Below are 26,107 nucleotides of genomic sequence, written 5' to 3'. Positions count from 1 at the left end.
TCATCCTTCGCGGTCAGGACGCCCCGGTACACCCCGGCACTCGGTCATGTGCGGAGGCTCCCGTGGCGCCCATGCCGGACGTGCCACTGATCAGTCGCTACCCCGGCGAGGACGACTTCGACCACATTCTCGGCAAGCGTGGCGGTGACGGGCAGATGCCCGAAGAGCATCCGGTAGTACGTGGTCGATGCCAGCATGTCCAATAGCAAATCGACATCGGCGTCCGCCCGGATGTCCCCGCGGCTGATGCCCCGTCGCAGGGCCTCGGCCGTCGACGCGCGGCGGGGGGAGAAGAACTTCTCCAGGAAGGCCACCTCCAGCTCCGGGTTCCCGGCCAGGTCGGCCACCAGGGCGGGGAGTACGCGCCGACCCATCGCGGCGGTGGTGGCCGCGTGCCCGAGGGTGCTCACCCCGGCGATGAGGTCGCAGTGCGTACAGCCGGTGTCGGGGGTGGGCTCGGTGCCGATGTGCGCGGCGAGCGCGTCCACCACGAGGTGCTGGCGGGACCGCCAGCGGCGGCGCAGGGCAGGTTTGCTCGTACCGGCACGGGCGGCGACCGCTTCCAGGGTCAGGTTCCCGTAGCCCACCTCGTCCAGGATCTCCATCACCGCGCTGGGCACGGCCGTGTCGATACGGGCGTCGCGCGGCCTGCCGGAGCGCTGGCTGTTGGCCGATTCCTCGGCGGGGGCCGGTGCTTCGTGGGGTTTCGCCATGGCAGCAGTATAGATATGGTTCACTTCCGTTCCGGAACGGAATGTAAATACGCGACGAGGAGTGAGGACATGTCCCAGCAGGGCGGCAAGACGACGGACGCCACCGAAAAGCCCCTCGCACCGCCGGGCACGGCGGAATCCCAGCCCGCGGAGAGCGTCTTCGCGGGTCCGTACCGGGCCCTGACGCTCGGCGTGATCCTCTCGGTCAGCATGGTCGCCTTCGAATCGCTCGGCGTGGCCACCGTGCTGCCGGGCATCGCGCGGAATCTGGACGGCCTCGGGGCCTACGGCTGGGGCCTGTCCGCACTGATGCTGGCCAACATCATCGGCACCGTCCTCGCCGGCCGCTCCGCCGACCGGCGAGGCCCCTGGCGGCCCGCGGCGAGCGGCATGCTCGTCTTCGCCGCGGGCTGCGCGGTGGCGGGATCGGCCACCTCCTGGCCGCTGTTCCTGCTCGGCCGGTTCGCCCAGGGGCTCGGTGTCGGCGCCGTCATGGCGATGGCGTACACGGTCATCGGACTCGCCTATCCCGCGCACCTGCGGGCCCGCATGTTCGCGCTGCTCTCCTCCGCGTGGACCATCCCGTCCCTCATCGGCCCGGTCATCACCGGCACGCTCGCGGACCACACCACATGGCGCGCGGTGTTCCTGCTCATGCTGCCGATCATCGCCGCCGCCGCGCTGCTGACCCTCCCTGGCCTGCGCCGCCTGAACCGCACCGGGGACGGCGAGACGGCCGCGGACACCGCCCCCGCCCTGCCATGGTGGAAGGGGCCGCTGGCCGGCGCCGTCCTGCTCACCGCGGGCACCGGTCTGCTGCTCCAGGCGCTCCTGCTGGAGAACCTCGCCCTGCTCATCCCGCTCTCCCTGGTCGGCGTGGCCGTCGCGCTGCCCGCGCTGCGCCAGGTGACCCCGGAGGGCACCCTGACCGCGCGCGCCGGGCTCGGCGCCGGCACCGTCATCCGCGGCCTGCTGTGCGGCGCGTACTTCGGCAGCGAGGCGTACCTGCCGCTCGGCCTCCAGGAGTTGCACGGGATGAGCTCCGCCACGGCGGGCCTGGGACTGTCCGCGGGCGCGATCACCTGGGTGCTGGGTTCCGCGCTGCAGGCGAAGCGGGACGGCAAGGGGCAGGGAAGCCGCACCGGTGGCGTCGCGCTCGGGTTCGCCGTCCTGCTGGCCGGTGTGGCGGTCATCGCATTGGTCATCCTCACCCCCTCGATCCCGGGCTGGATCGCCATCGTGGGATGGGGAATCGGCGGCATCGGCATGGGCATCGCGTTCAACGCCTCCACCACCGAAACCATGGAGCAGGCACCGGCGGAGCGGCAGGGTGAGATCAGTGGCGCGCTGCAACTCGCCCAGACCCTTGCCACCGGTGTGATCGCGGGGCTCGGCGGGGCGGCCATCGCCATCGCACAGCACTACGACGTCGGCACCCGTGCGGCGCTGTTCGGCCTCTTCGGGCTCACCGCGGCCCTCTCGCTGCTCGGCCTGCTCCTGTCCCGACGGCTCCGGGCAACGCCCGCCCCGGCCGGGTCCGGAGTGTCCTGAAGGACTCCCGGCCACCCTCACACAACGGCACAACGGGGGAAGACCTGGAGGCGACCGTGAACCTCATTCACCTGCTGGGGCTCTGCGGCGGAACGGAGACGGACCCGTTCGGCGAGCCGCTGCTGCGAGCGCTCGCGGGGCCCGACTGCGACGGCCTGCGGTGGGACGTGTGCCCGGTCCGGGACGGGCTGCCGCCGCACGGCGACCGCCCCAGGGACGCGCTGCCCACCGAGGTCCGGGCCCTGCGCGCCCGGGCGGCCGCCGCGGACGCGCTGGTGCTCGCCGTACCGGAGCCGGCGGCCGTGCCGCCCGCCGCCCTGCTCAACGCCCTGAACTGGCTCGTATGGCCCAGGGCCGGATCCCCACTGGCCGGCAAGCCGGTGGCCGTGCTGACCACGACCGCGGACGACGCCCCCGGCCCGGCCGCGTTCACCGAGGTCGAGCAGTTGCTGCTCGGCTCGACGTGCCAGAGCGTGGGGCCGCGCACCATCGTCCGGCACGCCGGGCGGCTCCTGCGGGAGGAGCCCGGCGGCCGGGTGTTCATCGCCGACCCCGCCGTGGCCATGCGGCTGCTGCTCCACATCCGGCAGACCGAGACGGCGGCCCGCGCCGCCTCGTCCCCGCGGCGGTCCGGGGAGGACTTCATGCCCTGGCTGTGACCGGCCGCCCCCATGGCCCGCGCCCCGCCGCTCGACAGCGGCGGGGCGCGGGCGTTTCCGGCGGGTCTCGTCGTCAGGCGCGGCAGCGCAGCATGGCCAGCGGCGGGTTGGCCAGGAAGTCCGTCCAGAACGCCTTTCCCAGGGCCCTCTCACCCTCTTCGGGCACCGTCAGCGGCACCCACTCCACCGGGCCGAAGCCGGCCGCCCGCAGGGCGCGCTCGTAGACCTCGTGGCGCGGGCAGCCGGCGACGAACTCGACGGGCGGGTCGAGGAGTGCCGTGATGCGCATCAGCGGCCCGTTCTCGTTCTCTCCCTCCGCCTGGTACCGGAAGCCGTACTTGTCCGTGGACGGTCCGTCGAAGCGGAAATCCGGGGCCTGGGTGAGCGCGTAGAAGTGGCCTCCGGGCACCAGGCTCCGGTGCGCTCCGCGGCACATCCGCTCCATCGCGGCCGCGTCCTCGGCGTAGTTGAGCAGATAGACGGCCGTCACCACGTCGAAGGGCCGCTCGGGGGGCGGCAGTTCGGCGACGTCACACACCTCGTAGCGCACCCCGAGAGGGTCGCGCTCCTCGATGCTCCGGGCAGCGGCCACCATCTCCCCCGAGATGTCGGCCCCCAGCACCTCCGCGGCGCCGAGCCGCTTGAGCTGCCGGGTGTAGAAGCCCGTTCCGCAGGCCAGGTCGAGCACGGACCTGCCCCGGATGTCACCGAGCATCCCGAGGAAGCCGGCCCGCTCCGGGAACCGCGCCATCGGCAGCGACTTGACGCCCTCGTACTCCTCACCGATCTCGTCATATTGCAGCGTGGTCATCCCGCAGTCCTCCCAGACTTCCGGTGTTCTCGTCACCCGCGGCCCGCTCGCCCGGGCCGGGGGGAGGGGCAGCGGCCGGGCGGCGCACCAGGTCGCCCGCCATCGCCGTGCGCCGCCCCTGGTACGCGACGGCCGCCAGGGCCGCGCTGGTCGGTACCGCGCTCGCGCTCCGCACATCACAGGTGCCGTACGGGTTTCCGCCCGCCTCGAAGACGGCCTGGTCGGTGAAGCCCGGCGGGACCACCACCGCACCGCTGTTCAACAGCAGGTGGTGGAAGGAGAGCAGCGCCGACTCGCTGCCCGTGTGCGTCAGTGCGGACGTGACGAACCCGCTCGCGGGCTTGCCCCACAGCGGCCCCCGCCAGTCGGCGGACGCCAGCGACTGGACGAAGTCCAGCAGTGGCGCGGCCATGCAGCCCAGCCGGGCCTGGGCGCCGAAGACCACCGCGTCCGCCCAGGCCACGTCCTCCCGCGTGACGGTGGCGGCCATGGGTCCCTGCCGCCGGCCCGCGCCCGCGACCCGCCGCAGCCGCACCCGCGCGCCCACGGAGCGGGCACCGGCCGCGCATTCCTGCGCCATCAGCCGCGCGCGACCGTCGTCCGCACCGTGCACCACGGTCACCTTGACGGGACCGGAGACGGCGGAGCCGGCCGGGCCCGCGGCGGACGGGCACACCCGGGCGGTGAGGTCCGCCAGCCGGTGGCCCAGGCTCCGGGCCGCGCTTCGCGCATCGGCGCCCGCCCCGTCCGGGCGGCTGTCCGCGGACACGCCGTACGGATTTCCGCCCGCGGGCCCGAAGACCGGGTCGGCCGGGTCCGCGCCGAGCACCCAGGAACCCCAGTGAAAGGCGGTCTGGTGGAGCGCCAGCAGCGTCGCCTCACGGCCCGCGTGGGTGCAGGTGGAGGAGGTCATGCCGGTCACGATGCGGTCGGCCAGCAGCCCCTTGCGCCACAGCGGGCTGGTGGTCTCCAGGAACCGTTTGAAATCGGCCGACACGTTCCCGAAGTACGTCGGGGTCGCCAGCACCAGGCCGTCCGCCCACAGCACGTCCTCCGGTTCCGCGACGCGCTCCGGCCACGCCATGACGGCCGGGTCGTCCTCTGCCACCCGCAGCAGCCGCACCGCCGCACCGCCGGCCCGGGCGCCCTCGGCGGCCAGTGCGGCCAGGGTACGCATGGTGCCGCGCCGGCTGTGGTGGATGACCGCGATCCGGGGTCTCATCCCGCCTCCCCGGGCAGTGGCTCGGTGCGGAGCACGAGCCGTACGTCGTCGCCCATCCGGCGTGCCTCGTCGAGGTGCAGCCGCACGCCCTCGTCCAGCGTCTCCGCGCCGAAGCCGTCGAGCACCGGGCGCCCGCCGGAGCCGAGCAGCAGGGGTGCCAGGTAGGCGACCACCCGGTCGAGCAGGCCCCGCGCGGCGAAATCCGCCGCCAGCCCGGCACCGCCCTCCAGGAGCAGCGAGCGCAGACCACGCCGGTACAACTCGTCGGCCAGCGCCGCGATGTCGAGCCCGGCATCGGTGACGGGCACCTCCAGCACCTCGTGGGGGCCCGGCAGTCGCGGGTGCGGTGTGCCGTGGCCGATGACCACGAGGGTGGGCGCCGCGTCGTCGAGCACGCGCGCGTCGGAGCGGATGGCGCCCGTGCGGTCCAGCACCACCCGCAGTGGCGGGTCGCCCCGCACCGCGTGGCGCAGCCCCAGATGGGGATCGTCGGCGCGCAACGTCCCGGATCCCACCAGGACCGCGTCGTGCGCGGCGCGCAGGACGTGCACGTCCTCACGCGCGGATTGCCCGGTGATCCATCGGGAGGTTCCGTCCGGCGCCGCCGATCTGCCGTCGAGCGTGCCGCCGAACTTCCAGGTGACACAGGGCCGGGCGCGGCGGACCGCGGTGAGCCACAGCTCATTGACCCGCTCGGCGTCCGTGCGCAGCACGTCGGGAAGGACCTCCACCCCGGCCTCGCGCAGCCGGCGCGCGCCGCCTGCGGCCCCGGGGGTCGGATCGGGCACCGCGTACAGGACCCGGGCGACCCCCGCGCCGAGCAGGGCTTCGGCGCACGGTCCGGTACGTCCCTGGTGCGCGCAGGGTTCGAGGGTGACGACGGCGGTGGCACCCCGCGCCCGTCGGCCCGCGACGGTGAGCGCCTCGACCTCCGCGTGCGGGTGTCCGGCGCCGCGGTGGAAGCCCTCCGCGACCGTGCGTCCGGCCGGGTCGAGGACGACGCAGCCGACGACGGGATTGGGGCTGGTGCGGCCCAGCGCGAGGGCGGCGAGTTCGACGGCCCGGCGCATGGCGGTCTCCTCGGTGGGCGATACGCGCGCCATGATGTCGCCGGCCGTCATGGCGTCTCCGCGAGCCGGAAGCCCATGGCGTAGATGGCGCGCTCGTACCATCCGTGCCGCCGGCGGCAGCGGGCGAGATCACCGAAGCGGGTGAAGCTGCCGCCGCGGGCGATGCGATAGGTGCCGCGGGTGAGCGCCAGGTCGTCGGCGACGACGGCCCCTCCCGGGTACGGACGGTAGTCGTCGGCGGTGAACTCCTCGACGTTGCCCGCCATGTCGTGCACGCCGAACGGCGAGCGGCCGGCCGGGTGCACCCCGATGGGGGTGGTGGTCAGCGGGCCATGCTCGACGGTGTTGGCCCGGTCGGCGGTGAACTCGTCGCCCCACGGGAACTCCGCTCCCGCGGGACCGGCGGCCGCGTACTCCCACTCCGCCTCCGTCGGCAGCCGGAACGCCCGGCCCGTGCGGTTCGCGAGCCAGGCCGCGTAGGCGTCGGCGGCCTCGGCCGGCACGGTCCACACCGGGTGGTTGCCGAGCGCTTCCGGGTAACAGCCGAACCTCCAGGACGTGGGCAGCAGGGTGCTTCCGGTGTCTTCGAGGAACCGGCGGTACTCGGCGTTGGTGACCGGATGGAGCGCGATGCGGAAGGCCGCCAGGTCCGTCTCGTGGACGGGGCACTCCTTGGCGATCCAGTCCTCCTGCACACCCGCGTGGCGCCAGCGTTCGGTGACGTCCCCGACCAGCTCCGGTGCCAGGCCGAGCCGGGCGCGGGCCGCCGGGATGTCGGCCATCGGCGGATCGTCGGGACGTATGCGCGGGTCGCCGATGAGCGCCAGGACGGTCCCGGCGGCGTACCGCCGGAGGAAGGACTGGCCGGGGTCCTCCGCGACCGCGACGAGCAGGTCGGCGGGGGCGGCGAGCAGGTCGCGGTGGTCGCTCAGCGGCCAGGGGCCGAGACGGGCCGCGAAGGTGTCGGGAAGGCCCATGGCCGCCCGGTCGGACAGGGTGTTGGGGTTGGCCATGACCGCGGTCGAGGCGGCGGAGGGCGGGCTGGTGGTCACGAGAGTCTCCGGTCCGTTATGGGGAAGGGCCTACGGTCGCAGCGGCGCCTGGCCTGGCTCCGTGCTGCGGAAGGTGCCCACCAGGTAGTTGAGGCCGGGCGTCGTGCGCGGCACCAGATGCGTGGCGACCAATGCGAAGCCGTGTCCGGTGACGAGGGCGGTCAGTTCACCGGTGGTGAACTCCTGGTAGAGGCGGCTGGCACCGTTGACGAAGAGCCGGCCCCGCTCGTCCGCCGACTGGAACACCGAAACGGTGTACAGGCCGCCCGGCCGCAACAGGGCGCGGATCCGCCCCAGATAGGCGGGGTAGTCGTCGGGGTGCTGGTGATGCAGACAGCCGTTGTCCAGGACGGCGTCGTACTCCGCCGAGCCCGCCAGCTCCATCACGGAGGTGGTGAGAAAACGTGCCCGGTCGGACCGGTCGGCGGTGACGGCCGGCCACTCCGAGGAGGTGACGATGTCGATCCCGGTGACCCGGTGCCCGTGGTCGAGCAGGATGGCGGCGTCGCGGCCGTGTCCGGTGCCGACGTCGAGAACATGAGCGACATGGCCGGGCCCGGTATCGCCGAGCGCTCGTATCAGCAGCAGCGGCGTCTCCCGCATGGCCCGCTCGGCGGTCCACACGTCGCGTCCATCGGCGTAATGCCCCTGAAAGTCGGAGTGGAGCACGGCGTGGTAGGCCGACCGGTCGGGCGGCGGCGCCTGTGCGGGGGCGATCGTGTACTGGTCGGCTATCTCGTACCTGTCCATGGTGGTGCGCAGTCCTGTCCTGTGGGGATACGGCCACTGACTGGAGATCCCGCGGCGATGCGCGGGCATGGGGCCGGGGAAGGCGGGACGGGCCCGCTCTTCCCCGGCACGCCTCGGACGTCCGCGGTTCAGACGTCGATCGTGTACACCTGGCCGTCGTAGGACGAGGCGGCGAACGCCTTGTTCACCGCGTCGTACGCGAGGGAGGAGATGCCCGCCGTGGTGGGCTTGGCGTTCTCCCGCCAGCTGCGGTCCGTCCGGTCGTACAGCGCGACCAGACCGTTGTAGCTGCCGGTGGCCACCACCCGGCCGTCGTCGGAGGCGGCCACGCACTTGATGGAGTGGGTGTGCGGCGTCGAAAGAGTCTCCGCGCGCTGTTCCGGGTCCCAGATGCGCAGCTTCAGGTCGCGGCTGACACTGGCGAACCAGCCCTCGCCCAGCCCCGCACAGCCGTTGGCGATCTTCTCGTGCCCGTCGCCGACGGTGGCGGCCCGCTCCAGAGTGGAGATCTGGTACCAGGTGGCGGAGGCATCGGCGGCGACGGAGAAGAGGTAGTCCCCCGACACCGCGATTCCCTTGACCGCATTGCTATGCAGTGGCAGGTCCATGACATGTTCGATGCCGCCGTTGCCGTCGAGTTTCAGCAACAGGCCCTCGCCCGTGTACGTCCCCACGACCGCGTACCGCTCACCGTGGCGCTCGAACGCGACTCCGCAGTTCAGCGGGGACCGGTGCTGGTACAGCTCACGCCCCGTCAAGGCGTCGAACACCTTGCCGAGCTGCCCCCCGCAGAGGACCAGACCGCCCAGCGGGGTCAGGAAGTTGCAGAGGCTGCCCGTCTCGGCCACCGCCCTTCCGTCGTCGCGCACCAGCCCCGCGTCGCCGACCGTGAGCGCCGTGCCGCCGCTGGTGGGCAGGACGGCGTTGACCCCGCCGGTGGGCGGGACCACGCCGGTGTCCCAGGACCGCGCCTCGTAGTCGTACCCGCGGTACCGTGCCCCGAAGGTGGCGAAGACCAGCCGCGAGCCGCCGGCGAACGCGCAGGAGCGCGGCCATACGTCGTCGGGCAGCTCCGTGGTGTCACGCAGTTCGGGAAGACCGGAGGAGACGCTCCACAGGCGCATGGTGCGGTCGTAACTGAGGCTCACCAGCAGGCCGCGCGAGTCGTCGAGCACCAGGCGCTTGATGCCGGCCTCGTGGGCGGGCATCACGGTCCGCTCCTTCGGCCCCACGACGATGATCTGGCCGTCGTCGTTGCCCGCGAAGATGACCCCGTCGGAGGAAATGGCGATGGTGTCGGTCTCCACCCCGTCCATGTCCAGGTCGGCGGCCATCCCGCCGGTCGCCAGCGACCAGCGCTTGATGGTGCCGTCATCGCTGGAGGAGATCAGCTCATCGGCGTCGCGCGCCCACTCGACGGATATGACGTCCGCGGTGTGACCGGTGAAGGTGGTGACGAGTCGACCGGTGAAGTCGTACACCCGTACCCGGTGATCGCGGGAGGCGGTGGCGATCAGCTCCTTCGACGGGTGGAACACCGACATCTCGACGTCGTCCTGCTGCTCGGCGAAGACCGCCACCAGGCGCAGGTCCGGCACGGTCCACAGCCGGGCCGTGTAGTCACTGGACGAGGTGAGCAGATGCCGGCCATCCGGCGAGAACACGCACTGATTGGCCAGATGGTCGTGGCTCGCCCGGGCCAGGGCCCGGCCGGTGCTCTGGTCCCAGCAGATGACCTGGTTGTCGTACCCGGCGGTGGCCACGTACTCGGCCTGCCATGCGGCGATGCCGCTGATCGGACCTCGATGCTGGATCATATGGACTCCCCTACGAGGGCGATGGTGTGCCCGCTTTGCTCGACTTTGGCGCGCAGATAGCCGTGATTGCGTTCGGTCTTGAAGATGCCAGTCGGGATGACTTCCTCGATTTTGATCCCATGGGCGATCAATTGCCGCGCCTTGTCCGGATTGTTGGTGCGCAGCCGGATCCTGGTCGCGGCCAGAGTGTGGAGCATCTGAGCGGCCGCGCGGTAATCGCGCGAGTCGTCCGAGAAGTTCAGCTCACGATTGGCGGCAAAGGTGTCGAGGCCCAGCTCGTCCTGGATGCGGTAGGCGTCGAGCTTGTTGTAGAGACCGATGCCGCGCCCCTCCTGACGGAGATAGAGCAGGATGCCTCCCGACTCGGCGGCCAGTTGCAGCGACTCGGCGAGCTGTGGTCCGCAGTCGCAGCGGCCGGAGCCGAAGACATCGCCCGTCAGGCACTCCGAATGGAGCCTCACCAGCGGGACGGCCGCCCGGGGGGCGAAGGACACCGCGATGTGTTCCTGCCCGTCGCCGAGTCCGGAGAATGTGATCGTTTCGGCAGTGTGCCATTCACCGTTGGCCAAACGTACCGGGACCTCGACCCGGGCCCGGATCCGCGCTGCTGAATCTGATGACTCAAATCGCTCTGGCGAGTTCTCACCGGTTGACGTGATGGACAAAGCTTCGTCCCTCCCGTGGAAACGGCGCGCCATGGTTCAGGCAGCGCCACGCAATGCACAGCATGCACAACCGCAACTGCTGCGCACGACCCCGGACGCACCGATACGGAGACCGAAACTCTTTGCCTCGGCCACCGAACACCCGCCACCGTATTCCATATCGCGGAAGGTCATTCGAGACAGATCCCACCGGCCCGAGCGGCAATGAGGACTGCATGTCCGAACGGCGACAAAATCACATCCCGCATTTCCGTTTCTTGCCGGAGGCATATTCCAGAGCATAAAAAAATCTCCGGCGGGCCAGGCTGTCCGGCCCGCCGGTTAATAAAATATGTCCGGGACGAGGGCCGGCGGCCACCTCGTGGTGCCCGTCGGCCGCCGTCCCCCGTGACTAGAGAGGAGTGACGTACGCCCCCGCGATGCCGCCGTCCACCAGGAACTCGGCCGCGTTGACGAACGACGAATCGTCGCTGGCCAGGAAGGCGACCGCGGACGCGATCTCCTCCGGCTCGGCGAACCGCCCCACCGGTACGTGCACCAGACGCCGCGCCGCCCGCTCCGGGTCCTTGGCGAACAGCTCCTTCAGCAGCGGGGTGTTGACCGGGCCCGGGCACAGCGCGTTGACGCGGATGCCCTCGCGCGCGAACTGCACGCCCAGTTCGCGCGACATCGCCAGCACCCCGCCCTTGGACGCGGTGTAGCTGATCTGCGAGGTCGCGGCGCCCATGACGGCCACGAAGGACGCCGTGTTGATGATGGAGCCCCTGCCCTGCCGCTGCATATAGGGCAGCGCGGCCTTGCAGCACAGATAGACGGAGGTGAGGTTGACCTCCTGGACCCGCTTCCAGGCGTCCAGTCCGGTGGTGAGGATCGAGTCGTCGTCGGGCGGCGAGATGCCCGCGTTGTTGAACGCCACGTCGACCGAGCCGTAGGTGTCGTACGCGGTCTTGAACAGCGCCTCGACCTGCTCCGGGTCGGTGACGTCCACCCGGACGTAGAGCCCGCCGACCTCATCGGCGGCGGCCTTGCCCGCGGACTCGTCGATGTCGGCGCACACGACGCGCGCGCCCTCGGAGGCGAAGCGGCGCGCGGTGGCCAGGCCGATGCCGCTGCCCGCTCCGGTGATGACGGCGGTACGGCCCACCAGGCGGCGGCACACAGGGGTCTCGGTCACGGTCTCGGCCTGGGACACGGTCTCGCTCACGTCACTGCTCCTCGGTGCTGATGAACACGTTCTTGGTCTCGGTGAAGGCGGTCAGGGCGTCGGGACCCAGCTCCCGGCCGAGACCGGACTGCTTGTAGCCGCCGAACGGGGTCGCGTAGCGCACGCTGCTGTGCGAGTTGACGGACAGGTTCCCGGCGGCGACGGCGCGCGAGACGCGCACCGCGCGGCCCACGTCGCGGGTCCAGATGGAGCCGGAGAGGCCGTAGTCGGTCGCGTTCGCCAGCGTCACGGCGTCGGCCTCGTCGTCGAAGGGGAGGACGACGGCGACGGGTCCGAAGATCTCCTCCACGGCGGTGCGGTCGCCGGGCGCGGTGGCCTCCAGGACGGTCGCCGGGTACCAGAAGCCCTTGCCGCCGGGGGCCTCGCCGCGGATCGCGGCGGGCGCGTCCTCGGGTACGTAGGACCGTACGCGCTCCCGCTGCGCGGCCGAGATCAGCGGGCCCATGGCGGTGGCGGGGTCGCCCGGGTCGCCGGCCGTGAAGCCCTTCACGGCGGGCTCCAGCAGCTCCATGAACCGGTCGTAGACGCCGCGCTGGACCAGGATCCGGCTGCGGGCGCAGCAGTCCTGGCCGGTGTTGTCCAGGAACGAGCCGGGCGCGGCGCTCGCCGCCGCCTCGAGGTCGGCGTCGGCGAAGACGATGTTGGGGCTCTTGCCGCCGAGTTCGAGCGTCACGCGCTTCACGCCCGCCGCGCACTTCGCCATGATCTCCTTGCCGACGGCCGTCGACCCGGTGAAGACGACCTTGGCCACGTCCCTGTGCTCGACCAGGGCGGCCCCGGCCACCGGCCCGGCGCCGGGCAGCACCTGGAACAGTCCCTCGGGCAGCCCGGCGGCGAGGGCGAGTTCGGCGAGCCTGAGTGCGGTGAGCGGGGTGGTCTCGGCGGGCTTGAGGAGGACGGCGTTGCCCGCGGCGAGGGCGGGCGCGGTGCCCCAGCCCGCGATCGGCATCGGGAAGTTCCACGGCGCGATGACGGCGACCACGCCGAGCGGTTCGTGGAAGGTGATGTTCAGGCCCCCGGCCACCGGGATCTGAGCGCCGCTCAGCCGCTCCACTCCCCCGGCCGCGTACTCCAGCAGATCGCGGACGTTGCCCGCCTCCCAGCGGGCGTTGCCGATGGGGTGGCCCGCCTCGCGGACCTCCAGCGCGGCCAGTTCCTCGATGTGGTCGTCCACGGTGGCGGCGAAGCGGCGCAGCAGCCGGGCCCGGTCGGCGGGGGCGAGGGCGGCCCAGCCGCGCTGGGCGGCGGTGGCGCGGGCGACGGCGGCGTCCACGTCGGCGGGCGTAGCGGCCGGGACGGTGGCGATGACCTCCTCGGTCGCCGGGTTGAGGATGTGGTGCTCGTGGGGGTGTTCGGTGCTCACTCGGTGGTTCCTCACATGCGCTCGAAGGACCGGAAGCGTTCCCAGTCGGTGACGGCGGTGTCGTACGCCTCCTGCTCGACGCGGGCCATGTTGAGGTAGTGCTCGACCACCTCGTCGCCGAACGCGGCCCGCGCTATGGGGCTGGCCTGCCACAGCTCGGCGGCGTCGCGCAGCGAGGTCGGCACGTGTTCGGCGTCGCCGGTGTAGGCGTTGCCGGTGCAGACCTCGGGCAGCTCCAGCTCCCGCTCGATCCCGTACAGCCCGGCGGCCACCATTCCGGCGACGGCGAGATACGGGTTGACGTCGCCGCCGGGGAGCCGGTTCTCCAGCCGGTGCGCCTGGCCGTGGCCGATGACGCGCAGCGCACAGGTGCGGTTGTCCGGGCCCCAGGCGACGGCGGTGGGCGCGAAGGAACCGGGCCGGAAACGCTTGTAGGAGTTGATGTTGGGTGCGTAGAGGAGGGTGAAGTCGCGCATCGCGGCGATCTGCCCGGCCAGGAAGTGGCGCATGGTCTTCGACATGCCGTACGGGCCGTCGTCGTCCGCGAGCACGGGCTGTCCGGCCTCGTCGCGCAGCGAGAGGTGGATGTGGCAGGAGTTGCCCTCGCGCTCGTCGTACTTGGCCATGAAAGTGAGCGCCGTGCCCTCCTGGGCGGCGATCTCCTTGGCGCCGGTCTTGTAGATGACGTGCTGGTCGCAGGTGGTCAGCGCGTCGTCGTAGCGGAAGGCGATCTCGTGCTGGCCGAGGTTGCACTCGCCCTTGGCCGACTCCACGGTCATCCCGGCGGCGCCCATCTCGTTGCGGATGCGGCGCAGCAGGGGTTCGACGCGGCCGGTGCCGAGGATGGAGTAGTCGACGTTGTACTGGTTGGCCGGGGTCAGGCCGCGGTAGCCGCTGTCCCACGCCTGCTCGTAGGTGTTCCGGAAGACCATGAACTCCAGCTCGGTCCCGGCGTACGCGGTCCAGCCGCGCTCCGCGAGCCGGTCGAGCTGGCGGCGCAGGATCTGCCGCGGGGAGGCGACCACGGGCGAGCCGTCGTGCCACGAGAGGTCCGCGGTGAGCATCGCGGTGCCGGGGTTCCAGGGGGTGCGGCGCAGGGTGCGGGTGTCGCCGTGGAGGGCGAAGTCGCCGTAGCCGCGCTCCCAGGAGGACATGGCGTAGCCGCCGACGGTGTTCATGTCGGCGTCGACGGCGAGGAGGTAGTTGCAGCCCTCGGTGCCGTGTTCCAGGGCATCGTCGAGGAAGAAGCGGGCGGCGAAGCGCTTGCCCTGCAGTCTGCCCTGCATATCGGTGAAGGCCAGGACGACGGTGTCGATCTCCCCGGCGGCGACGAGCCTGGTCAGCTCGTCGACCGAGAGCGGGGGCGTGCGGTCTGCCACGGTGGTGCCTCCTGGCTTTCGGGCTTTCGGACGGGTGTGGGGGCGCGGAGTGGCCTTAAGGTAATACCGCAGACCATTGATTGGGAAGGAGGTGCGGACGGTTCCATGAGCGGCAGTGAAAGCGGTGACCGGCTGGCGCCGGTGCTGCGGCCGGTGCGCGCCGGAAACGGCTTCGAGGAGGCGCTGGAGCAGATACTCCAGGTCGTACGGCTGGGGCTGGTCCCCGACGGCGGCCGCCTCCCGGCCGAGCGCGAGCTGGCGGAGCGGCTGCGGATCAGCCGGGTGACCCTGCGCGAGGTGCTGAAGGTCCTTCAGGACCAGGGGATCGTGGAGAGCCGCCGCGGCCGGTACGGCGGCACCTTCGTACGAGCCCGGCCGGAGCCCGCCGCGGGCGACGAGGACGAGCTGCGGCGGCGGATCGAGGCGGTGGACGTCGAGGACACGCTGCGCTTCCGGGAGGTCCTGGAGGTCGGCGCGGCCGGGCTGTGCGCGGCGCACGGCCTGGACGGCGGCCGGGCCGCGCGGCTGCGCGCCGCCCTCGACGCGACGCGGGACGCGCCGCTGGCCGACTACCGGCGCCTGGACACGATGCTGCATCTGACCCTGGCCGAGCTGGCGGGCTCCCCCTCGCTGGCCGCCCGGTACGCGGCCGTCCGCGCCACCGTCAACGACCTGCTGGACTGCATCCCGCTGCTGGTACGGAACCTGGAGCACTCCCAGGCGCAGCACGCGGCGCTGGTCGAGGCGGTGCTCGACGGGGACGCGGACGGGGCGCGCGAGGTGATGCGGGAGCACTGCGAGGGCACGGCGGCGCTGCTGCGCGGGTTCCTGCCGTAGGAGGTGTTTTTCCGCAGAGGGTCTTGCGCGGAGCCGCCCCCTACGGCAAAGGTATGCCCCCACACCAATCCGCCGCACCCATCCCCGCCCTCTGCCGTCCCCTCGCGCGAAGCCAGGAGTGCCCATGGCTGACATGGCCGAAGGAACCGAGACCGCCCGCACCTCCCCCGATCCCGGCGAACCCGGCGATCCCGGCTATCTGGAGCGGCGCACCCTGCGCCGCGGCAGCGCGGGTCCGCTGCTGCTGACCGGCCTCGGCGTCGCCTATGTGGTCTCCGGCGACTTCTCCGGCTGGAACTTCGGCCTCGCGGAGGGCGGCTTCGGCGGGCTGGCCATCGCCGCCGTGCTCATGGGCCTGATGTACACCTGCATGGTCTTCGCCCTCGCCGAACTGGCCGCGATCCTCCCCACCGCGGGCGGCGGCTACGGCTTCGCGCGGCGCGCCCTCGGCCCCTGGGGCGGGTTCCTCACCGGCACCGCGATCCTCATCGAATACGTCCTCGCGCCCGCCGCCATCTCCATCTTCATCGGCGACTACGTCGAATCGCTCGGCCTCTTCGGCCTGGAGTCCGGCTGGCCGGTCTATCTCGCCTGCTTCGTGATCTTCATCGGAATCCATCTGTGGGGCGTGGGCGAGGCCCTGCGGTTCAGCCTCATCGTGACCGCCATCGCCGTCGCGGCGCTGCTGATCTTCGCGGCCGCCGCCTTCACCGACTTCGACTCGGGCTCGCTGAACGACATCGCGGTCGACCACTCGGCCTTCGGCGCCAACTCCTGGCTGCCGTTCGGCGTGCTGGGCATCTGGGCGGCGTTCCCCTTCGGCATGTGGTTCTTCCTGGGCGTGGAGGGCGTCCCGCTCGCGGCCGAGGAGACCCGCGAGCCGGCCCGTACGCTGCCCAAGGCCATGGCCTGCTCGATGGGCATCCTGCTGCTCCTGGCCCTGCTCACCTTCCTCGCCGCCACCGGCGCCCGCGGCCCGGACGCCGTACAGGACGCGGGCAACCCGCTGGTCGAGGCGCTCCAGCCGGACGGCAAGGCCACCGCGCTGTCCCGCGTCGTCAACTACGCGGGTCTGGCCGGTCTGGTCGCCTCCTTCTTCTCCCTGATCTTCGCCGGTTCGCGGCAGCTGTTCGCCCTCTCCCGAGCCGGTTACCTGCCCCGCTTCCTCTCCCTGACCAGCCGCCGCAAGGCCCCCTACCTGGGCCTCCTCGTCCCCGGCGCCATCGGCTTCGGCCTCGCCGCCTGGTCGGGCGACGGCGCCCGGATGCTGAACGTCGCGGTCTTCGGCGCCACCATCTCGTACGCCCTGATGTCGCTCTCCCACATCGTCCTGCGCCGCCGAGAGCCGGGGCTCGACCGCCCCTACCGCACCCCCGGCGGCATCGTGACCTCGTCCACCGCCTTCGTCCTGGCCTGCTCGGCGCTGGTTGCCACCTTCCTGGTGGACAAGGACGCCGCCTTCATCGCCCTCGGCGTCTACGCCGTGGCGCTCGCCTACTTCGCCTTCTACAGCCGCCACCGACTGGTCGCGTCGGCGCCGGAGGAGGAGTTCGCGGCGCTGGCGGAGGCCGAGGCGGAGTTGTCCCGCGACTGAGAGATTGGACCTGTCCGTGCCCCCTCTGCCCCTGATCGGCATCAGCACCTACCTCGAAGCCACGGCGCACTGGGGCGTCTGGAACCTCCCGGCCGCCCTGCTCCCGGCCGGCTACCACCGCCTCGTCCAGCGCGCCGGGGGCCTGGCCGCGATGCTGCCCCCGGACGCCGCCTCGGGGACGGCGGCCGCCGTCGTCTCCCGCCTCGACGGCCTGGTGATCTCCGGCGGCCCCGATGTGGAGCCCGTACGGTACGGAGCCGATCCCGACCCCCGCACCGGCCCGCCCGCCCGGGAGCGCGACGCGTGGGAACTGGCCCTGATCGAGGCCGCGTTGTCGTCAGGCGTCCCCCTGCTGGGCATCTGCCGCGGCATGCAGCTGCTGAACGTCTCCCTCGGCGGCACCCTCGTCCAGCACCTCGACGGCCACGCGGGCCCGCCCGGCGTCTTCGACTGGCACGAGGTCAAGCCGGCCCCGGGCACCCTGCTGAGCACGGTGCTCCCGGAGCCCGTCTCCGTACCGACCTTCCACCACCAGGCGGTGGACCGCCTGGCCGACGGCCTGGTCCCCGGCGCGTACGCGTCCGACGACGGGACGGTGGAGGCGGTGGAGATGCCTGGCGCGGAGGGTTTCGTGCTGGGCGTGCAGTGGCACCCGGAGGCGGGCGACGACCTGCGGGTCATGCGGGCGCTGGTTGCGGCGGCGGGTCGCTGACCTCCACCCCGAGGTGTGCAAACACCACGTCCCGGACGCGGCGCACCGCGTCCGGGTCGAGGTGGGCGAGGGTGGGGAGGGCCAGGTACCACCCCGGTCCCGTCAGCAGCTGCCGCAGATGACGGCGGGCCTCCGCGAGCCGTTCGGCGTCCGGGGCGGGGCTCGGCATGGTGATCTGGATCAGCCCGCGGATGCCCGAGAGCCGGTCCACGGAATAGGGACGGAACGCATAAGCGCCGGCGAGGGTGGACCAGGGCCACCACGGCACACCGGCGAGGGTCGCGGCCAGCGCCTCGCGGAGTTCGTACTGCGGGCCCGGCGGAAAGAGCTGCGACTGCGAGGCGCCCCACTGCTCCCCCAGCGCCACAAGGAGTTCATCGGCCCGCCGGTACTCGCCGCGGGCCGCGTGGACCAGGGCGCGAGGGCCCAGAGCCCTCCAGCTGCTCAGGCTCCAACCCTCGTCGTCCTCCTGACCTTCCGACAGCGCCAGCAGTTCCCGCGACCAGTCGGGATCCGTCCCGGCGACCAGCAGCCCGGCCGTCACACTCGCCACCGGCCCCGCGACCGCCCGGTCCCCGACCGTCTCGCGCGTCACTGCTTCGAGAGCTTGCCGGGCCCGCTCCAGGTCGGCGTATCCGAGCCCGGCGATGACCTCCGCACAGCGCGTCAACCGCCGACCCTCCTCTTCGGCGGCCGACGGGCCGGGCCACTCGTTCCCGGGCGTGGTCAGGCGCCGCTTCTCCATGACGGCCAGTCGGGCGGCCTCGCGCGGCTGGTGCTCGCCCAGCGCCGCCAAGGTCTCCAGGAGGAAGCGCTCTTTGATCACCCTGCCCAGGCGCTCCACCGGCCGCCAGGGGTCGAGGCCCACCCGGGCCAGCGCGTGCGATGTCATGGCGACCGCTTGCAGATGAAGGGGGTCGGGAGGCGAGTCGGTGTCCCAGGTCCCGACCTCGCGAGCCGCTTCCTCGGCTGTCCGCCGGGCGCCCTCCGGGTCGGTCTCGTAACCGCGCAACGCCGTCCTCGCCAGGGCCATGACCCGCTCTTCGGGCCTGCCGAGCATCCGGGCCAGCCGCTCCGCCTCACCGCGTTCGCCGCATGCCGCGAGCGCCTCGACGAGCACGACGAGCCGACCGCAGATCCACCGGTCCTGGAGCATCGGGCGCACGGCCGCGCGCAGCGCGTACTCCGCCAGGCGGCCGGCACGGTCGGGGTCGGGGTCGGGATCCAGCAGTGCGCGCTCGGCCAGGGCCGCCCAGGTCTCGGCGGCCTTCTTCGGTTCGTCGATCAGCGCGGCGACACGTTCCGCCTCGTCCCAGGCGCCCGTGGCCGCGAGGTCCCGCGCCCGGCAGGTGAAGGAGCGCGAGGAGTGGGCGTCGACGCGCTGCCAGGCGGCGGCCAGCTCCGCAGCCTCCGCCGTCAGCCCCAGATCGGCCAGCGCCGTCACAATCCCGCTCGTCAGCTCGAATTCGGGGGACAGAAAGTTGCCCAGTCGGGCGAGGCGCGACACGGCCCGCGCGTGGGCCAACCGGCCCACGCGGAGGGCCGATTCGGGACGCGCCGCACGCAGCTCGGCCGCCACGTGCGCGGTGCTGTCCGGCAGATGGGCGGCCGTCTCGTCGTCGACTATGCTCTCGACCTGGTCCAGGCACCGGTCGGCCTGGGCCGGGTCCAGTGGTGCGAAGGCGGACGCGACCGCGCCGAACGCGCGGATCCGCCCCGTATCGTCGCCGAGCTGGTCGTTCACCCATAGCCCCGCCAGGGCCCACCGTGCCAGATCCGCGAGCTCGGCGGCGAGAGACGGATCGTGCGGGCGAAGGGCGACGGACACCCTGCCCAGGCCCTCCGCGGCGTGGTAGTTCCAGGACCCGAACTGTTCGGCGACATCGAACGCCTCCGCCGTCCGTCCCAGCCTCGCCAGCACGACAGCCGCGCTCTTGGTGATCTCGCGGGCCCTCTCGATTTCCGCCATGGCAGGCGAACCGCCCGAGCGGGCGCGGGCGAGCCGGTCCGCCTCCCTAGCGAGCCCGGCCGCCCGCTCGCCCTCGTGCTCCACCATCACCTGAGCCACCCCGGCCAGGGCCTGCGCCCGGTCCAGCGGATCGTAGACACTCCGGGCCAGCCCCTCCGCGCGCCGGGCCTGGCCGAGCCTGGCCAGGACGGGTGGCAGATTGGGCGGCAGGGCGCTGTTGCGGCGGGCCAGCAGGGCGCGGGCCGCCGCGAGAGCCGCCAGCGAGCCGAGGTCGTCGGGCGCGGCGCGCTCGACCGCCGCGGCCACGGAGTCGATCTCCGCCAGCGCGGCGCTGTCGCTGCCGGTCGCGTCGCGGACGCGGTCCTGGCGGCGGGGGTCGGTCGCCAGGCGGGTCGCCCGCCCGAGGTCGCCGAGCGCGGCCACCATGCGCGGGTAGCCGTGCAGGACGTACGGCGGGGTCTCCGGCGGCCAGCCTCGCTCGCCGTACTCCGCCGCCCAGGCGTGGATCCGGTCCAGATACGGCAGCAGATCCGGGCCCAGCATCTCCGTCGCCGCCACGAACAGCGTCTCGTGCGCGAAGAGATACCCCCGCTTCTCATGCGGCCTCGCCGAGCGTCCCCGGCGGCGCAGGATCCGCCCGAACACCCCCTCCACCCGGTGCCGCACCGCGTACAGCTGCCGCCCCGTCAGCTCGCGCAGCTCCTCCGACCGCAGACTGCCCCGCGCCGCTGCCAGCAGGCCGACGATGTCCTTCTCCAGGTCGTCCCCGGCCAGCGCCCGGGACAGTTCGAACCGCGCGTCGTGCTCCAGGTCCGTGGCGAAGTCCGTTGCGCCCAGACGCCGTACGACATCGCCCCGCAGCGGATGGCGCGCCTTGACGTCCAGCGGGAGGTCGGGGTTGGGGCGGCTGGAGACCAGGACGCGGACGCCTGGGGGCGGGCGGTCCGGGAGGAGGGAGGCGATGCTGGGGCCGGTGGCGCCGTCGCGCGCGGACTGGTCCTCGTCCAGTCCGTCCACGACGAGCAGCAGCGTGCCGCCGTCCTCGGCGACCCGCTCGGCGGCCTCGGTCAGCAGCGCGCGCCGCTCGGCCTCGCGGACGCCGGGCGAGGCGTGCGGGGAGGGTTCGCGGCCGACGATGGCGGCCAGCTGGTGGACCACCGCCTCGGTGTAGGCCGTGCTGTCGGCCTGGCCCGCCAGCCGGGAGGTGATGAAGAACGACACCGGGACCACCCCGCGCGGCGGGTGCAGCGCGAACCACGACACCAGCGCGGTTTTACCCGTCCAGGGTCGGCCCTGGATCCAGCGGTACGTCTCGGGGCCCGCGCAGAAGTCGACCAGCTGCCGCAGCTCCTCGGCCCGCCCCATCAGCTCGGGCGGGGCGATGTCCCGCAGCAGGGCCCGGTAGCCCGCCTCGATCTGGCCGAGGCCGGACGGAGGGAGGACGTCCGGGAGGTGGGTGGGGGTGAGGGCTGCGCTCAGCTCCTGTTCGAGGGCGGACGGTTCCGGCAGCCGCTCCGCCCAGCGGTCCGCCCGGCTCACCGCCAGCCGCCCGGCGCCGTCGGCGAGGTGGTGCGCGGCCACGATGCCGACGATGCGGCCGCCGCTGAAGACCGCCGCGCCGGACATGCCGTCCCAGCTGCCGTCCGGCGGGGGCACGCTCAGGTCGAGCGTGCCCTCGCGGCGGTTGGACAGGACCGCGCAGGTGCCGTGCACATGCTCCGAGTCGCGGTACGGGCGCCCGTCTTCACCGCGACGCATCTTGAAGGCCGGGAAGCCCATGGCGCTGCACCGCAGCACCGCGTCCCGCTCGCCGACCCGGCCGAAGCGGGCGACCGGGACGTCATCCGGCGAAGCGGGAACGGCCAGGACGGCGACATCGGTGGGCGGGTGCTCGAAGCTCACCTCCGCTTCGAGCACCCGCTCCCCCGGCCGGTCCGCCTCGAACCGCACCCGCACGGACACCGCCGAGGCCACCACATGGGCCGCCGTCAACACCCTGCCGGGCGCGACGAGATAGCCCGAGCCGCGACGGCGCTCACCCGCCGCCGTCTCGACGATGATCTCGGCCACCCGCTCGGCCGTCAGCCCCGCCACCGCTCAGCCTCAGCGCTCCCCGGTCACCTCGGCCCCGGAGATCCTGGCCGTCGTACGCGTGCCGTCCGGACCGGGGGTGGTCGGCTGGAGGGTGAGGGTGATGCGCTGGGTCTCGGACGAGGCGAACTTCCCGTCGGCACCGGCCTCGACCACCCAGAACCGGACCTTGCCGCTGCCGCCCGCCTCCTTGGTGACGGCGACCGTGGCCTCGATCTCGATCGGGCCGACGTCGAACTGGAACGCCTCCCCCGCGCCCTCGCCCGCCGCGGCGGTGAGCTGCGCGCGCAACTCGCGGATCATCTCGGACAGTTCCACCATGTTTCCCCCTCGTCGTCACGCGAGACAAAACTCTACAAGGGGGCACCGACACCGGCGGTCAGGAGTTGATCTCGAAGGACTCGCCGTAGACCTTCCACTTCAGCGGCGGGTTCAGGTCGAAGTTCTTCGCGTTGAGGAAGACGCGCTGCGCGGTGTCGACCCGGCTGGTGTCGCTGTGCGCCTCCTCGCTCTGCATGGCCTTCTTGCGGGCGTCGAGGAAGGCGTTCAGATACGTGGTCTGGTTGCCGCCCTGCGCCGGGGTCTTGGCCTTGGACATGGCCGTCTTGCGAATGCCGCCGAAGCTGTACTTGCTGTCGCCGGGGCCGTGCATGACGATCGCGTCGTAGTAGATGAACTGGCCGAGCGCGCCGAGGCCGTCGTCCTTGCCCTGCTTGACGGACGGGTTGAAGTAGACGCGGTCGCGCTCGTGCTCCTGGGCGTCCTGGAACGCCTTGTCGGCGGCGGCCTTCTTCCAGTCCTTGGTGAAGTTGGGGTCGAGGCCGCTGTGGGAGTCGCTGCCGTTGACCTTGCGCAGTGCGGGGAGGTACTTGGCGAGGACGTTGTCCGGCTTCTGGTCCGTGTAGTACTCGACGAGTTCCAGCATGTCGCCGGTGCCGGAGCAGAAGCCGATGATGCCCGCGGTGTAGCCACGGCCGTCGCCGATGTCCTCGATGTACTTGAACTGGCCGCGCCAGTCCAGGGAGGAGTTCTCGGCGCTGGAGACCAGCTTCATGGCGATCTCCTTCTTGGCCGGATCGTCCAGGTTGGCCGCCGCGCCCGCCCGGTGAGCCGGGGACTGTACGGGGGCGGCGGCCGGGTGGGCGGCGGCCGGGGGCGTGGCCGCCTGGCCCACGCCGACTCCGACGCCGGTGAACACGAGCGCGGCGGGTAACGCCACGGCCGCCGCCGTGAGACCGATCCTTCTGGACATGGGGGACTCCATTCGCTTGAGCCGTCCGTTAGGAAGCTTTCCTAACCATTCAAGCGAGCGCGCCACACCGCCCACAAGGCTTTCGACTCAACTGGCGTGCTACGGCTGCGGAATGGGCACCGCCGCGTCGCCGCCGTCGGCCGTATCGACCGGGCCCTCGGGCTTGGCGACGCCCGCGGTCGCGCCCTCGGCGACGAGCGGGGCGGTACCCGGGGCCGCGCTCGACGAGGGGGCCGCCACCGCCCGCCACCACGTCTCCAGCGGCAGCCCGCGAACCGGCTCGAAGGGCTGCCCCGGGCGCGGCACGGCCACGCTCGCCCCCGCCGCGCGGGCCGCGGTGACGGTGCCCTCGGCGGGCTCCTCCCACGGGTGCGGCGCCAGATTGAAGGTGCCCCAGTGGATCGGCAGCATGATCCCCTGGGTGGGCTCGCCGCCCTGGAGGTCGAGGTGGGCGCGCATGCCCTCCTCGGGGGTCATGTGGATGTCCCGCCAGAACTCGCTGTACGCGCCGATCTGGATCATGGTCGCGTCGAACGGCCCGTACGACTTCCCGATCTCCGCGAAGCCGGAGAAGTACCCGGTGTCCCCGCTGTGGTAGACCCGGTGCTCGGGCCCTGCCACCACCCAGGAGGCCCACAGGGTGTGCTGGGTGTTGCGCAGCGCGCGGCCGCAGAAATGGCGGGCGGGGGTGGCGGTGAGCAGCAGCCCGGCCACCTCGGTGGACTCGTGCCAGTCCAGCTCCGTCACCCGGTCCTCCGGTACGCCCCAGTGCTCCAGATGCGCGCCGACCCCGAGCGGTACGACGAACTGGGTGCCGGTGCGCACCAGCGCGCGGATCGTGGGCATGTCCAGGTGGTCGTAGTGGTCATGGGAGATGACCACCGCGTCCACCGGCCCCAGCTCCCGCAGCGGCACCGGGACCGGGTGCAGCCGCTTGGGCCCGACGGACGCGAAGGGGGAACAGCGCCGGCCCCACACCGGGTCGAACAGCACCCGCCGCCCGTCGATCTCGGCGAGCACGCTGGAGTGGCCCATCCACGTCAGCCGCAGCCCGGAGGCGGGCGGGGTGGCCAGGTCGGCGAGGGTGGTGGGGTACACCGGCACGGTCCCGGCCGGGGCCCGGCGTATCCGGTTCTCCTTGCGGAAGTACGTGGGCAGGAACTTCAGCATGGACCCGGAGGGGGCGGTGCTGCCGCCGCCGGGGTTGGTGAACACACCGTTCGCGAAGTTCGGGGACCGCCGGATGCGCTCCATCCGCTCCCCGGCCGGGTCCGCGCCGAAGGCGGCGGGGCGCAGGGCTGTGGCGAGCCGGGCACGCTGAGGGCTGGAACCGGTCACGGCACCTCCTGGGTGAAGGGGAGCGACGGGGCACCCCATGGCCTGTGCAGTTGTGCTGCTGCACTGTGACAACTCTCGCGACCGGCGACCTTGTTCCGGAAGGGGGCTCCGGATCTGCTCAGGCCGTTCTCAGGGGGTGAACGACAGCCTCAGGTGGTCCTCGACCGGGCGGTAGCCGATCCGCTGGTAGAGGGCGTTGCTGGTGGGGTTGGCGAGGTCGGCGAAGAGCAGCACCCGCTCGGCTCCGGCGGTACGCGCCGCCCGGCTCACGGCGGCCGTGACCGCGCCCGCGTAACCGTGTCCGCGCAGCTCGGGCGGGGTGTAGACGAGCGAGACGCGGACGGTGGCCGCGACCGTGCGGCTCACCGCGGCGGTGGCCACCGGCTCGCCGTCCACCTCCCACAGCGTGGCGCCGTGGTGGCTGAGCCGGTCGTCCACCGCGCGGGCGACCTCGTCCCCGGGCAGCGCCCCGGTGTCGCGGCCGAACGCCTCGTACCAGCTCAGCAGCAGATCGCGGTCGGCGGTGGTGGCCGTCCGGGCCCGCCCCCGTGGTGCGGGCCCGGACGGGGTCAGGGTGCCCAGCCGGTACAGCCGCTGGACGTGATCCACCCCGCGGGTCTCCCCGGTGCGCCGCTCCCAGGCGTCGGCGAAGGCCTCGGCGACCGGGCGCGCGCCGTTCACCCCGGTGACCCGAGGCCGGTCCGCCCCGGCGAGCCGGTCCGCGTCGGCGAGGGTGCGGGCCAGCGCGTCCGCCGCCTTTGCCGGCATGGCGGAGAGCAGCGGCGGATGGGGCGGGGTGCGGATGTACGCGCCCTCGACCGCGCCCGAGGGCGCCCGCCACCAGCCGTAGAGCGGCGGCTGGTCGCCGTAGCGGCCGCTGCCCGCCGCCGCCAGCGAGGAGACGACGGTCAGGAGCACGGTGTGCCGGACCGGGCGGGCGCGCAGGAACGCGCCCGCGGCGGCCTGGAACGCATCGAGGTCGTACGTCGTCGTCCACGCCATGCGCTCCAGGCTGGCGCGCGCGGCCCGCCCGGCGCATCTCATTTATCTCCGGACTCCACCCTTAAGGCGGTCAGCAGCCCAGGTTCGAGCCGGGAGTGGTGCCGAGTATCTGGACGAACCTCTGGTACGCGTCGATCCTGCTCTGCACCTGGCCCGGGTTGCCGCCGTTGCACTCCAGGCTGCCGTTGATGCTGCGGATGGTCTCGCCGAAGCCGCGCTGGTTGACCATGGCGTTGTGCGGGGTCATGGTGCCCGGGCCGGTCTGGGTGTTCCAGTACCACAGGGCGGTCTTCCAGGACACCGCGGAGTCGTTCTGCACCAGCCAGGGGTTGCCCAGCAGGTCGATGCCGAGCGCGTCGCCCGCGGCCTTGTAGTTGAAGTTCCAGCTGAGCTGGATCGGTCCGCGGCCGTAGTACGCCGCCTGGCCCGCGGGGCAGCCGTAGGGCCGGTTCCAGTCGCAGTAGTGCGGGTAGTTCGCCGTGTTCTGCTCGACGATGTGGACGAGACCGCCGGTCTCATGGCTGACGTTGGCGAGGAAGGCTGCGGCCTCCTGCCTCTTCACGGTGTCGCTGCCGGTGTTCGCGAAGCCGGGGTAGGCGCTGAGGGCGGCGGTCAGGCCCTGGTAGCTGTAGAAGCCGTTCCGGTTCGGGAACATCTGGTTGAACTGCGCCTCGCTGACGACGAAGCCGGAGGTCCCGCCCCCGCCGCAGTCGAACGGCTCCCAGTACCAGGTGCTGATCACCGGGTCGTAGCCCGGGTTGTCGTGCTCGGCCCGGTAGTACCTGCCGTCGGTGTACCGGACGATGTCACCGGTCGCGTACCACTTGCCCGCGACCCAGTCCGGGTAGCTGCAGGCCGCGCGCGGGGCCGTGCCCGCCGAGCCCGCCGCATCGGCCGATGCGGAAGCCATGGGCATGCCAAACAGTAGGGCGCACGCCGCCGTCAGCGCGGCGAACCAGGCCATGGCGCGTCTTCTCCACATGGGACCACCCCAATCCTCGTGTTGTCGGAGGACACTCAATCGGCTTGGTCTAT

Annotated in this window: 22 protein-coding genes; 5 read left to right on the top strand and 17 right to left on the bottom strand. The window is 72.4% G+C overall.

Translation table 11 applies throughout. The features are described 5' to 3' along the window. Nucleotides 1-44 precede the first annotated feature (44 nt). Entirely contained in the window at nt 45-713 is a 669-nt protein-coding gene (locus ACFZCY_RS21040) for a TetR/AcrR family transcriptional regulator C-terminal ligand-binding domain-containing protein (protein ID WP_391175110.1), read from the bottom strand. 69 nt (nt 714-782) lie between these two features. Between ACFZCY_RS21040 and ACFZCY_RS21035 the strand changes: the two genes are divergently transcribed. Beyond that, nucleotides 783-2,264: an MFS transporter gene (locus ACFZCY_RS21035; RefSeq protein ID WP_391175107.1), complete on the top strand. Its 1,482-nt coding sequence runs from the start codon at nt 783-785 to the stop codon at nt 2,262-2,264. Nucleotides 2,265-2,320: 56 nt separating this feature from the next. Next, nucleotides 2,321-2,923, top strand: coding sequence for an NAD(P)H-dependent oxidoreductase (locus ACFZCY_RS21030; RefSeq protein WP_391175104.1), 603 nt, complete (start codon nt 2,321-2,323; stop codon nt 2,921-2,923). A 73-nt stretch (nt 2,924-2,996) separates the two neighbouring features. Here the strand turns inward: ACFZCY_RS21030 and ACFZCY_RS21025 are convergent, their stop codons facing one another. The 10 genes from ACFZCY_RS21025 to ACFZCY_RS20980 form a co-directional block, all read right to left on the bottom strand. Further along, on the bottom strand, nt 2,997-3,734 hold the full coding sequence (locus ACFZCY_RS21025) for a methyltransferase domain-containing protein (RefSeq protein ID WP_391175101.1): 738 nt from the start codon (nt 3,732-3,734) through the stop codon (nt 2,997-2,999). After that, entirely contained in the window at nt 3,715-4,956 is a 1,242-nt protein-coding gene (locus ACFZCY_RS21020; protein ID WP_391175098.1) for an NAD(P)H-dependent oxidoreductase, read from the bottom strand. The genes ACFZCY_RS21025 and ACFZCY_RS21020 overlap by 20 nt, the downstream gene beginning before the upstream one ends. Next, nucleotides 4,953-6,077: a bifunctional diaminohydroxyphosphoribosylaminopyrimidine deaminase/5-amino-6-(5-phosphoribosylamino)uracil reductase RibD gene (gene ribD / locus ACFZCY_RS21015; RefSeq protein WP_391175095.1), complete on the bottom strand. Its 1,125-nt coding sequence runs from the start codon at nt 6,075-6,077 to the stop codon at nt 4,953-4,955. Before ribD ends, ACFZCY_RS21020 begins: the two co-directional genes overlap by 4 nt. Beyond that, nucleotides 6,074-7,078, bottom strand: a complete 1,005-nt coding sequence (locus tag ACFZCY_RS21010; protein WP_391175092.1) for an SUMF1/EgtB/PvdO family nonheme iron enzyme — start codon at nt 7,076-7,078, stop codon at nt 6,074-6,076. The genes ribD and ACFZCY_RS21010 overlap by 4 nt, the downstream gene beginning before the upstream one ends. Nucleotides 7,079-7,108: 30 nt before the next feature. After that, nucleotides 7,109-7,828, bottom strand: a complete 720-nt coding sequence (locus ACFZCY_RS21005; RefSeq protein ID WP_391175090.1) for a methyltransferase domain-containing protein — start codon at nt 7,826-7,828, stop codon at nt 7,109-7,111. A gap of 128 nt (nt 7,829-7,956) precedes the next feature. Continuing rightward, the gene (locus ACFZCY_RS21000; RefSeq protein WP_391175086.1) at nt 7,957-9,645 is read right to left on the bottom strand and encodes a WD40 repeat domain-containing protein; all 1,689 of its coding nucleotides are present in this window, start codon (nt 9,643-9,645) and stop codon (nt 7,957-7,959) included. Next, the gene (gene ribA, locus ACFZCY_RS20995) at nt 9,642-10,214 is read right to left on the bottom strand and encodes a GTP cyclohydrolase II RibA (RefSeq protein WP_391175084.1); all 573 of its coding nucleotides are present in this window, start codon (nt 10,212-10,214) and stop codon (nt 9,642-9,644) included. The genes ACFZCY_RS21000 and ribA overlap by 4 nt, the downstream gene beginning before the upstream one ends. A gap of 487 nt (nt 10,215-10,701) precedes the next feature. Then, complete coding sequence (locus ACFZCY_RS20990; RefSeq protein WP_391175081.1) at nt 10,702-11,514, bottom strand: 3-oxoacyl-ACP reductase; 813 nt, start codon at nt 11,512-11,514, stop codon at nt 10,702-10,704. Nucleotide 11,515: 1 nt separating this feature from the next. Then, on the bottom strand, nt 11,516-12,898 hold the full coding sequence (locus ACFZCY_RS20985; RefSeq protein ID WP_391175078.1) for an aldehyde dehydrogenase family protein: 1,383 nt from the start codon (nt 12,896-12,898) through the stop codon (nt 11,516-11,518). Nucleotides 12,899-12,909: 11 nt separating this feature from the next. Further along, nucleotides 12,910-14,277, bottom strand: a complete 1,368-nt coding sequence (locus tag ACFZCY_RS20980) for a glutamine synthetase family protein (protein ID WP_391175075.1) — start codon at nt 14,275-14,277, stop codon at nt 12,910-12,912. A gap of 105 nt (nt 14,278-14,382) precedes the next feature. On the opposite strand from ACFZCY_RS20980, the gene ACFZCY_RS20975 reads away from it, so the two are divergent. The 3 genes from ACFZCY_RS20975 (at nt 14,383) to ACFZCY_RS20965 (ending at nt 17,420) form a co-directional block, all read left to right on the top strand. Continuing rightward, nucleotides 14,383-15,114, top strand: coding sequence for an FCD domain-containing protein (locus ACFZCY_RS20975; RefSeq protein ID WP_391175072.1), 732 nt, complete (start codon nt 14,383-14,385; stop codon nt 15,112-15,114). Nucleotides 15,115-15,247: 133 nt separating this feature from the next. Beyond that, nucleotides 15,248-16,708 (top strand): ethanolamine permease, encoded by a 1,461-nt coding sequence (gene eat / locus ACFZCY_RS20970; RefSeq protein WP_391175948.1) that lies wholly within the window; start codon nt 15,248-15,250, stop codon nt 16,706-16,708. Nucleotides 16,709-16,724: 16 nt separating this feature from the next. Next, nucleotides 16,725-17,420: a gamma-glutamyl-gamma-aminobutyrate hydrolase family protein gene (locus ACFZCY_RS20965; protein WP_391175069.1), complete on the top strand. Its 696-nt coding sequence runs from the start codon at nt 16,725-16,727 to the stop codon at nt 17,418-17,420. On the opposite strand, the gene ACFZCY_RS20960 is transcribed toward ACFZCY_RS20965, so the two are convergent. From ACFZCY_RS20960 to ACFZCY_RS20935, 6 genes are all read right to left on the bottom strand, one after another. Then, entirely contained in the window at nt 17,386-21,483 is a 4,098-nt protein-coding gene (locus tag ACFZCY_RS20960; protein ID WP_391175066.1) for a trypsin-like peptidase domain-containing protein, read from the bottom strand. The genes ACFZCY_RS20965 and ACFZCY_RS20960 overlap by 35 nt on opposite strands. A gap of 9 nt (nt 21,484-21,492) precedes the next feature. Beyond that, on the bottom strand, nt 21,493-21,801 hold the full coding sequence (locus tag ACFZCY_RS20955; protein ID WP_391175063.1) for a trypco2 family protein: 309 nt from the start codon (nt 21,799-21,801) through the stop codon (nt 21,493-21,495). A gap of 58 nt (nt 21,802-21,859) precedes the next feature. Then, nucleotides 21,860-22,732: a chitosanase gene (locus ACFZCY_RS20950; RefSeq protein WP_391175060.1), complete on the bottom strand. Its 873-nt coding sequence runs from the start codon at nt 22,730-22,732 to the stop codon at nt 21,860-21,862. Nucleotides 22,733-22,831: 99 nt separating this feature from the next. Further along, the gene (locus tag ACFZCY_RS20945; protein ID WP_391175057.1) at nt 22,832-24,070 is read right to left on the bottom strand and encodes an MBL fold metallo-hydrolase; all 1,239 of its coding nucleotides are present in this window, start codon (nt 24,068-24,070) and stop codon (nt 22,832-22,834) included. 129 nt (nt 24,071-24,199) lie between these two features. Then, nucleotides 24,200-25,072, bottom strand: a complete 873-nt coding sequence (locus ACFZCY_RS20940; protein WP_391175055.1) for a GNAT family N-acetyltransferase — start codon at nt 25,070-25,072, stop codon at nt 24,200-24,202. Between the two features lie 70 nt (nt 25,073-25,142). After that, nucleotides 25,143-26,054, bottom strand: a complete 912-nt coding sequence (locus tag ACFZCY_RS20935) for a glycoside hydrolase family 19 protein (RefSeq protein WP_391175052.1) — start codon at nt 26,052-26,054, stop codon at nt 25,143-25,145. Nucleotides 26,055-26,107: the final 53 nt, after the last annotated feature.

Origin of the sequence: Streptomyces sp. NPDC007983 (assembly GCF_042958345.1) — a bacterium.
Classification (GTDB): Bacteria; Actinomycetota; Actinomycetes; order Streptomycetales; family Streptomycetaceae; genus Streptomyces.
The sequence above is the reverse complement of the archived record's forward strand: the minus strand, read 5'-3'. Positions and strand labels throughout refer to the sequence as shown.

Bases quoted from the DNA above. Each gene is read 5' to 3' on its own strand.
- ACFZCY_RS21040 (WP_391175110.1), bottom strand. From the start codon at position 713: ATGGCGAAACCCCACGAAGCACCGGCCCCCGCCGAGGAATCGGCCAAC.
- ACFZCY_RS21035 (WP_391175107.1), top strand. From the start codon at position 783: ATGTCCCAGCAGGGCGGCAAGACGACGGACGCCACCGAAAAGCCCCTC.
- ACFZCY_RS21025 (WP_391175101.1), bottom strand. From the start codon at position 3,734: ATGACCACGCTGCAATATGACGAGATCGGTGAGGAGTACGAGGGCGTC.
- ACFZCY_RS21020 (WP_391175098.1), bottom strand. From the start codon at position 4,956: ATGAGACCCCGGATCGCGGTCATCCACCACAGCCGGCGCGGCACCATG.
- ribD (WP_391175095.1), bottom strand. From the start codon at position 6,077: ATGACGGCCGGCGACATCATGGCGCGCGTATCGCCCACCGAGGAGACC.
- ACFZCY_RS21005 (WP_391175090.1), bottom strand. From the start codon at position 7,828: ATGGACAGGTACGAGATAGCCGACCAGTACACGATCGCCCCCGCACAG.
- ACFZCY_RS21000 (WP_391175086.1), bottom strand. From the start codon at position 9,645: ATGATCCAGCATCGAGGTCCGATCAGCGGCATCGCCGCATGGCAGGCC.
- ACFZCY_RS20975 (WP_391175072.1), top strand. From the start codon at position 14,383: ATGAGCGGCAGTGAAAGCGGTGACCGGCTGGCGCCGGTGCTGCGGCCG.
- eat (WP_391175948.1), top strand. From the start codon at position 15,248: ATGGCCGAAGGAACCGAGACCGCCCGCACCTCCCCCGATCCCGGCGAA.
- ACFZCY_RS20955 (WP_391175063.1), bottom strand. From the start codon at position 21,801: ATGGTGGAACTGTCCGAGATGATCCGCGAGTTGCGCGCGCAGCTCACC.
- ACFZCY_RS20950 (WP_391175060.1), bottom strand. From the start codon at position 22,732: ATGTCCAGAAGGATCGGTCTCACGGCGGCGGCCGTGGCGTTACCCGCC.
- ACFZCY_RS20940 (WP_391175055.1), bottom strand. From the start codon at position 25,072: ATGGCGTGGACGACGACGTACGACCTCGATGCGTTCCAGGCCGCCGCG.
- ACFZCY_RS20935 (WP_391175052.1), bottom strand. From the start codon at position 26,054: ATGTGGAGAAGACGCGCCATGGCCTGGTTCGCCGCGCTGACGGCGGCG.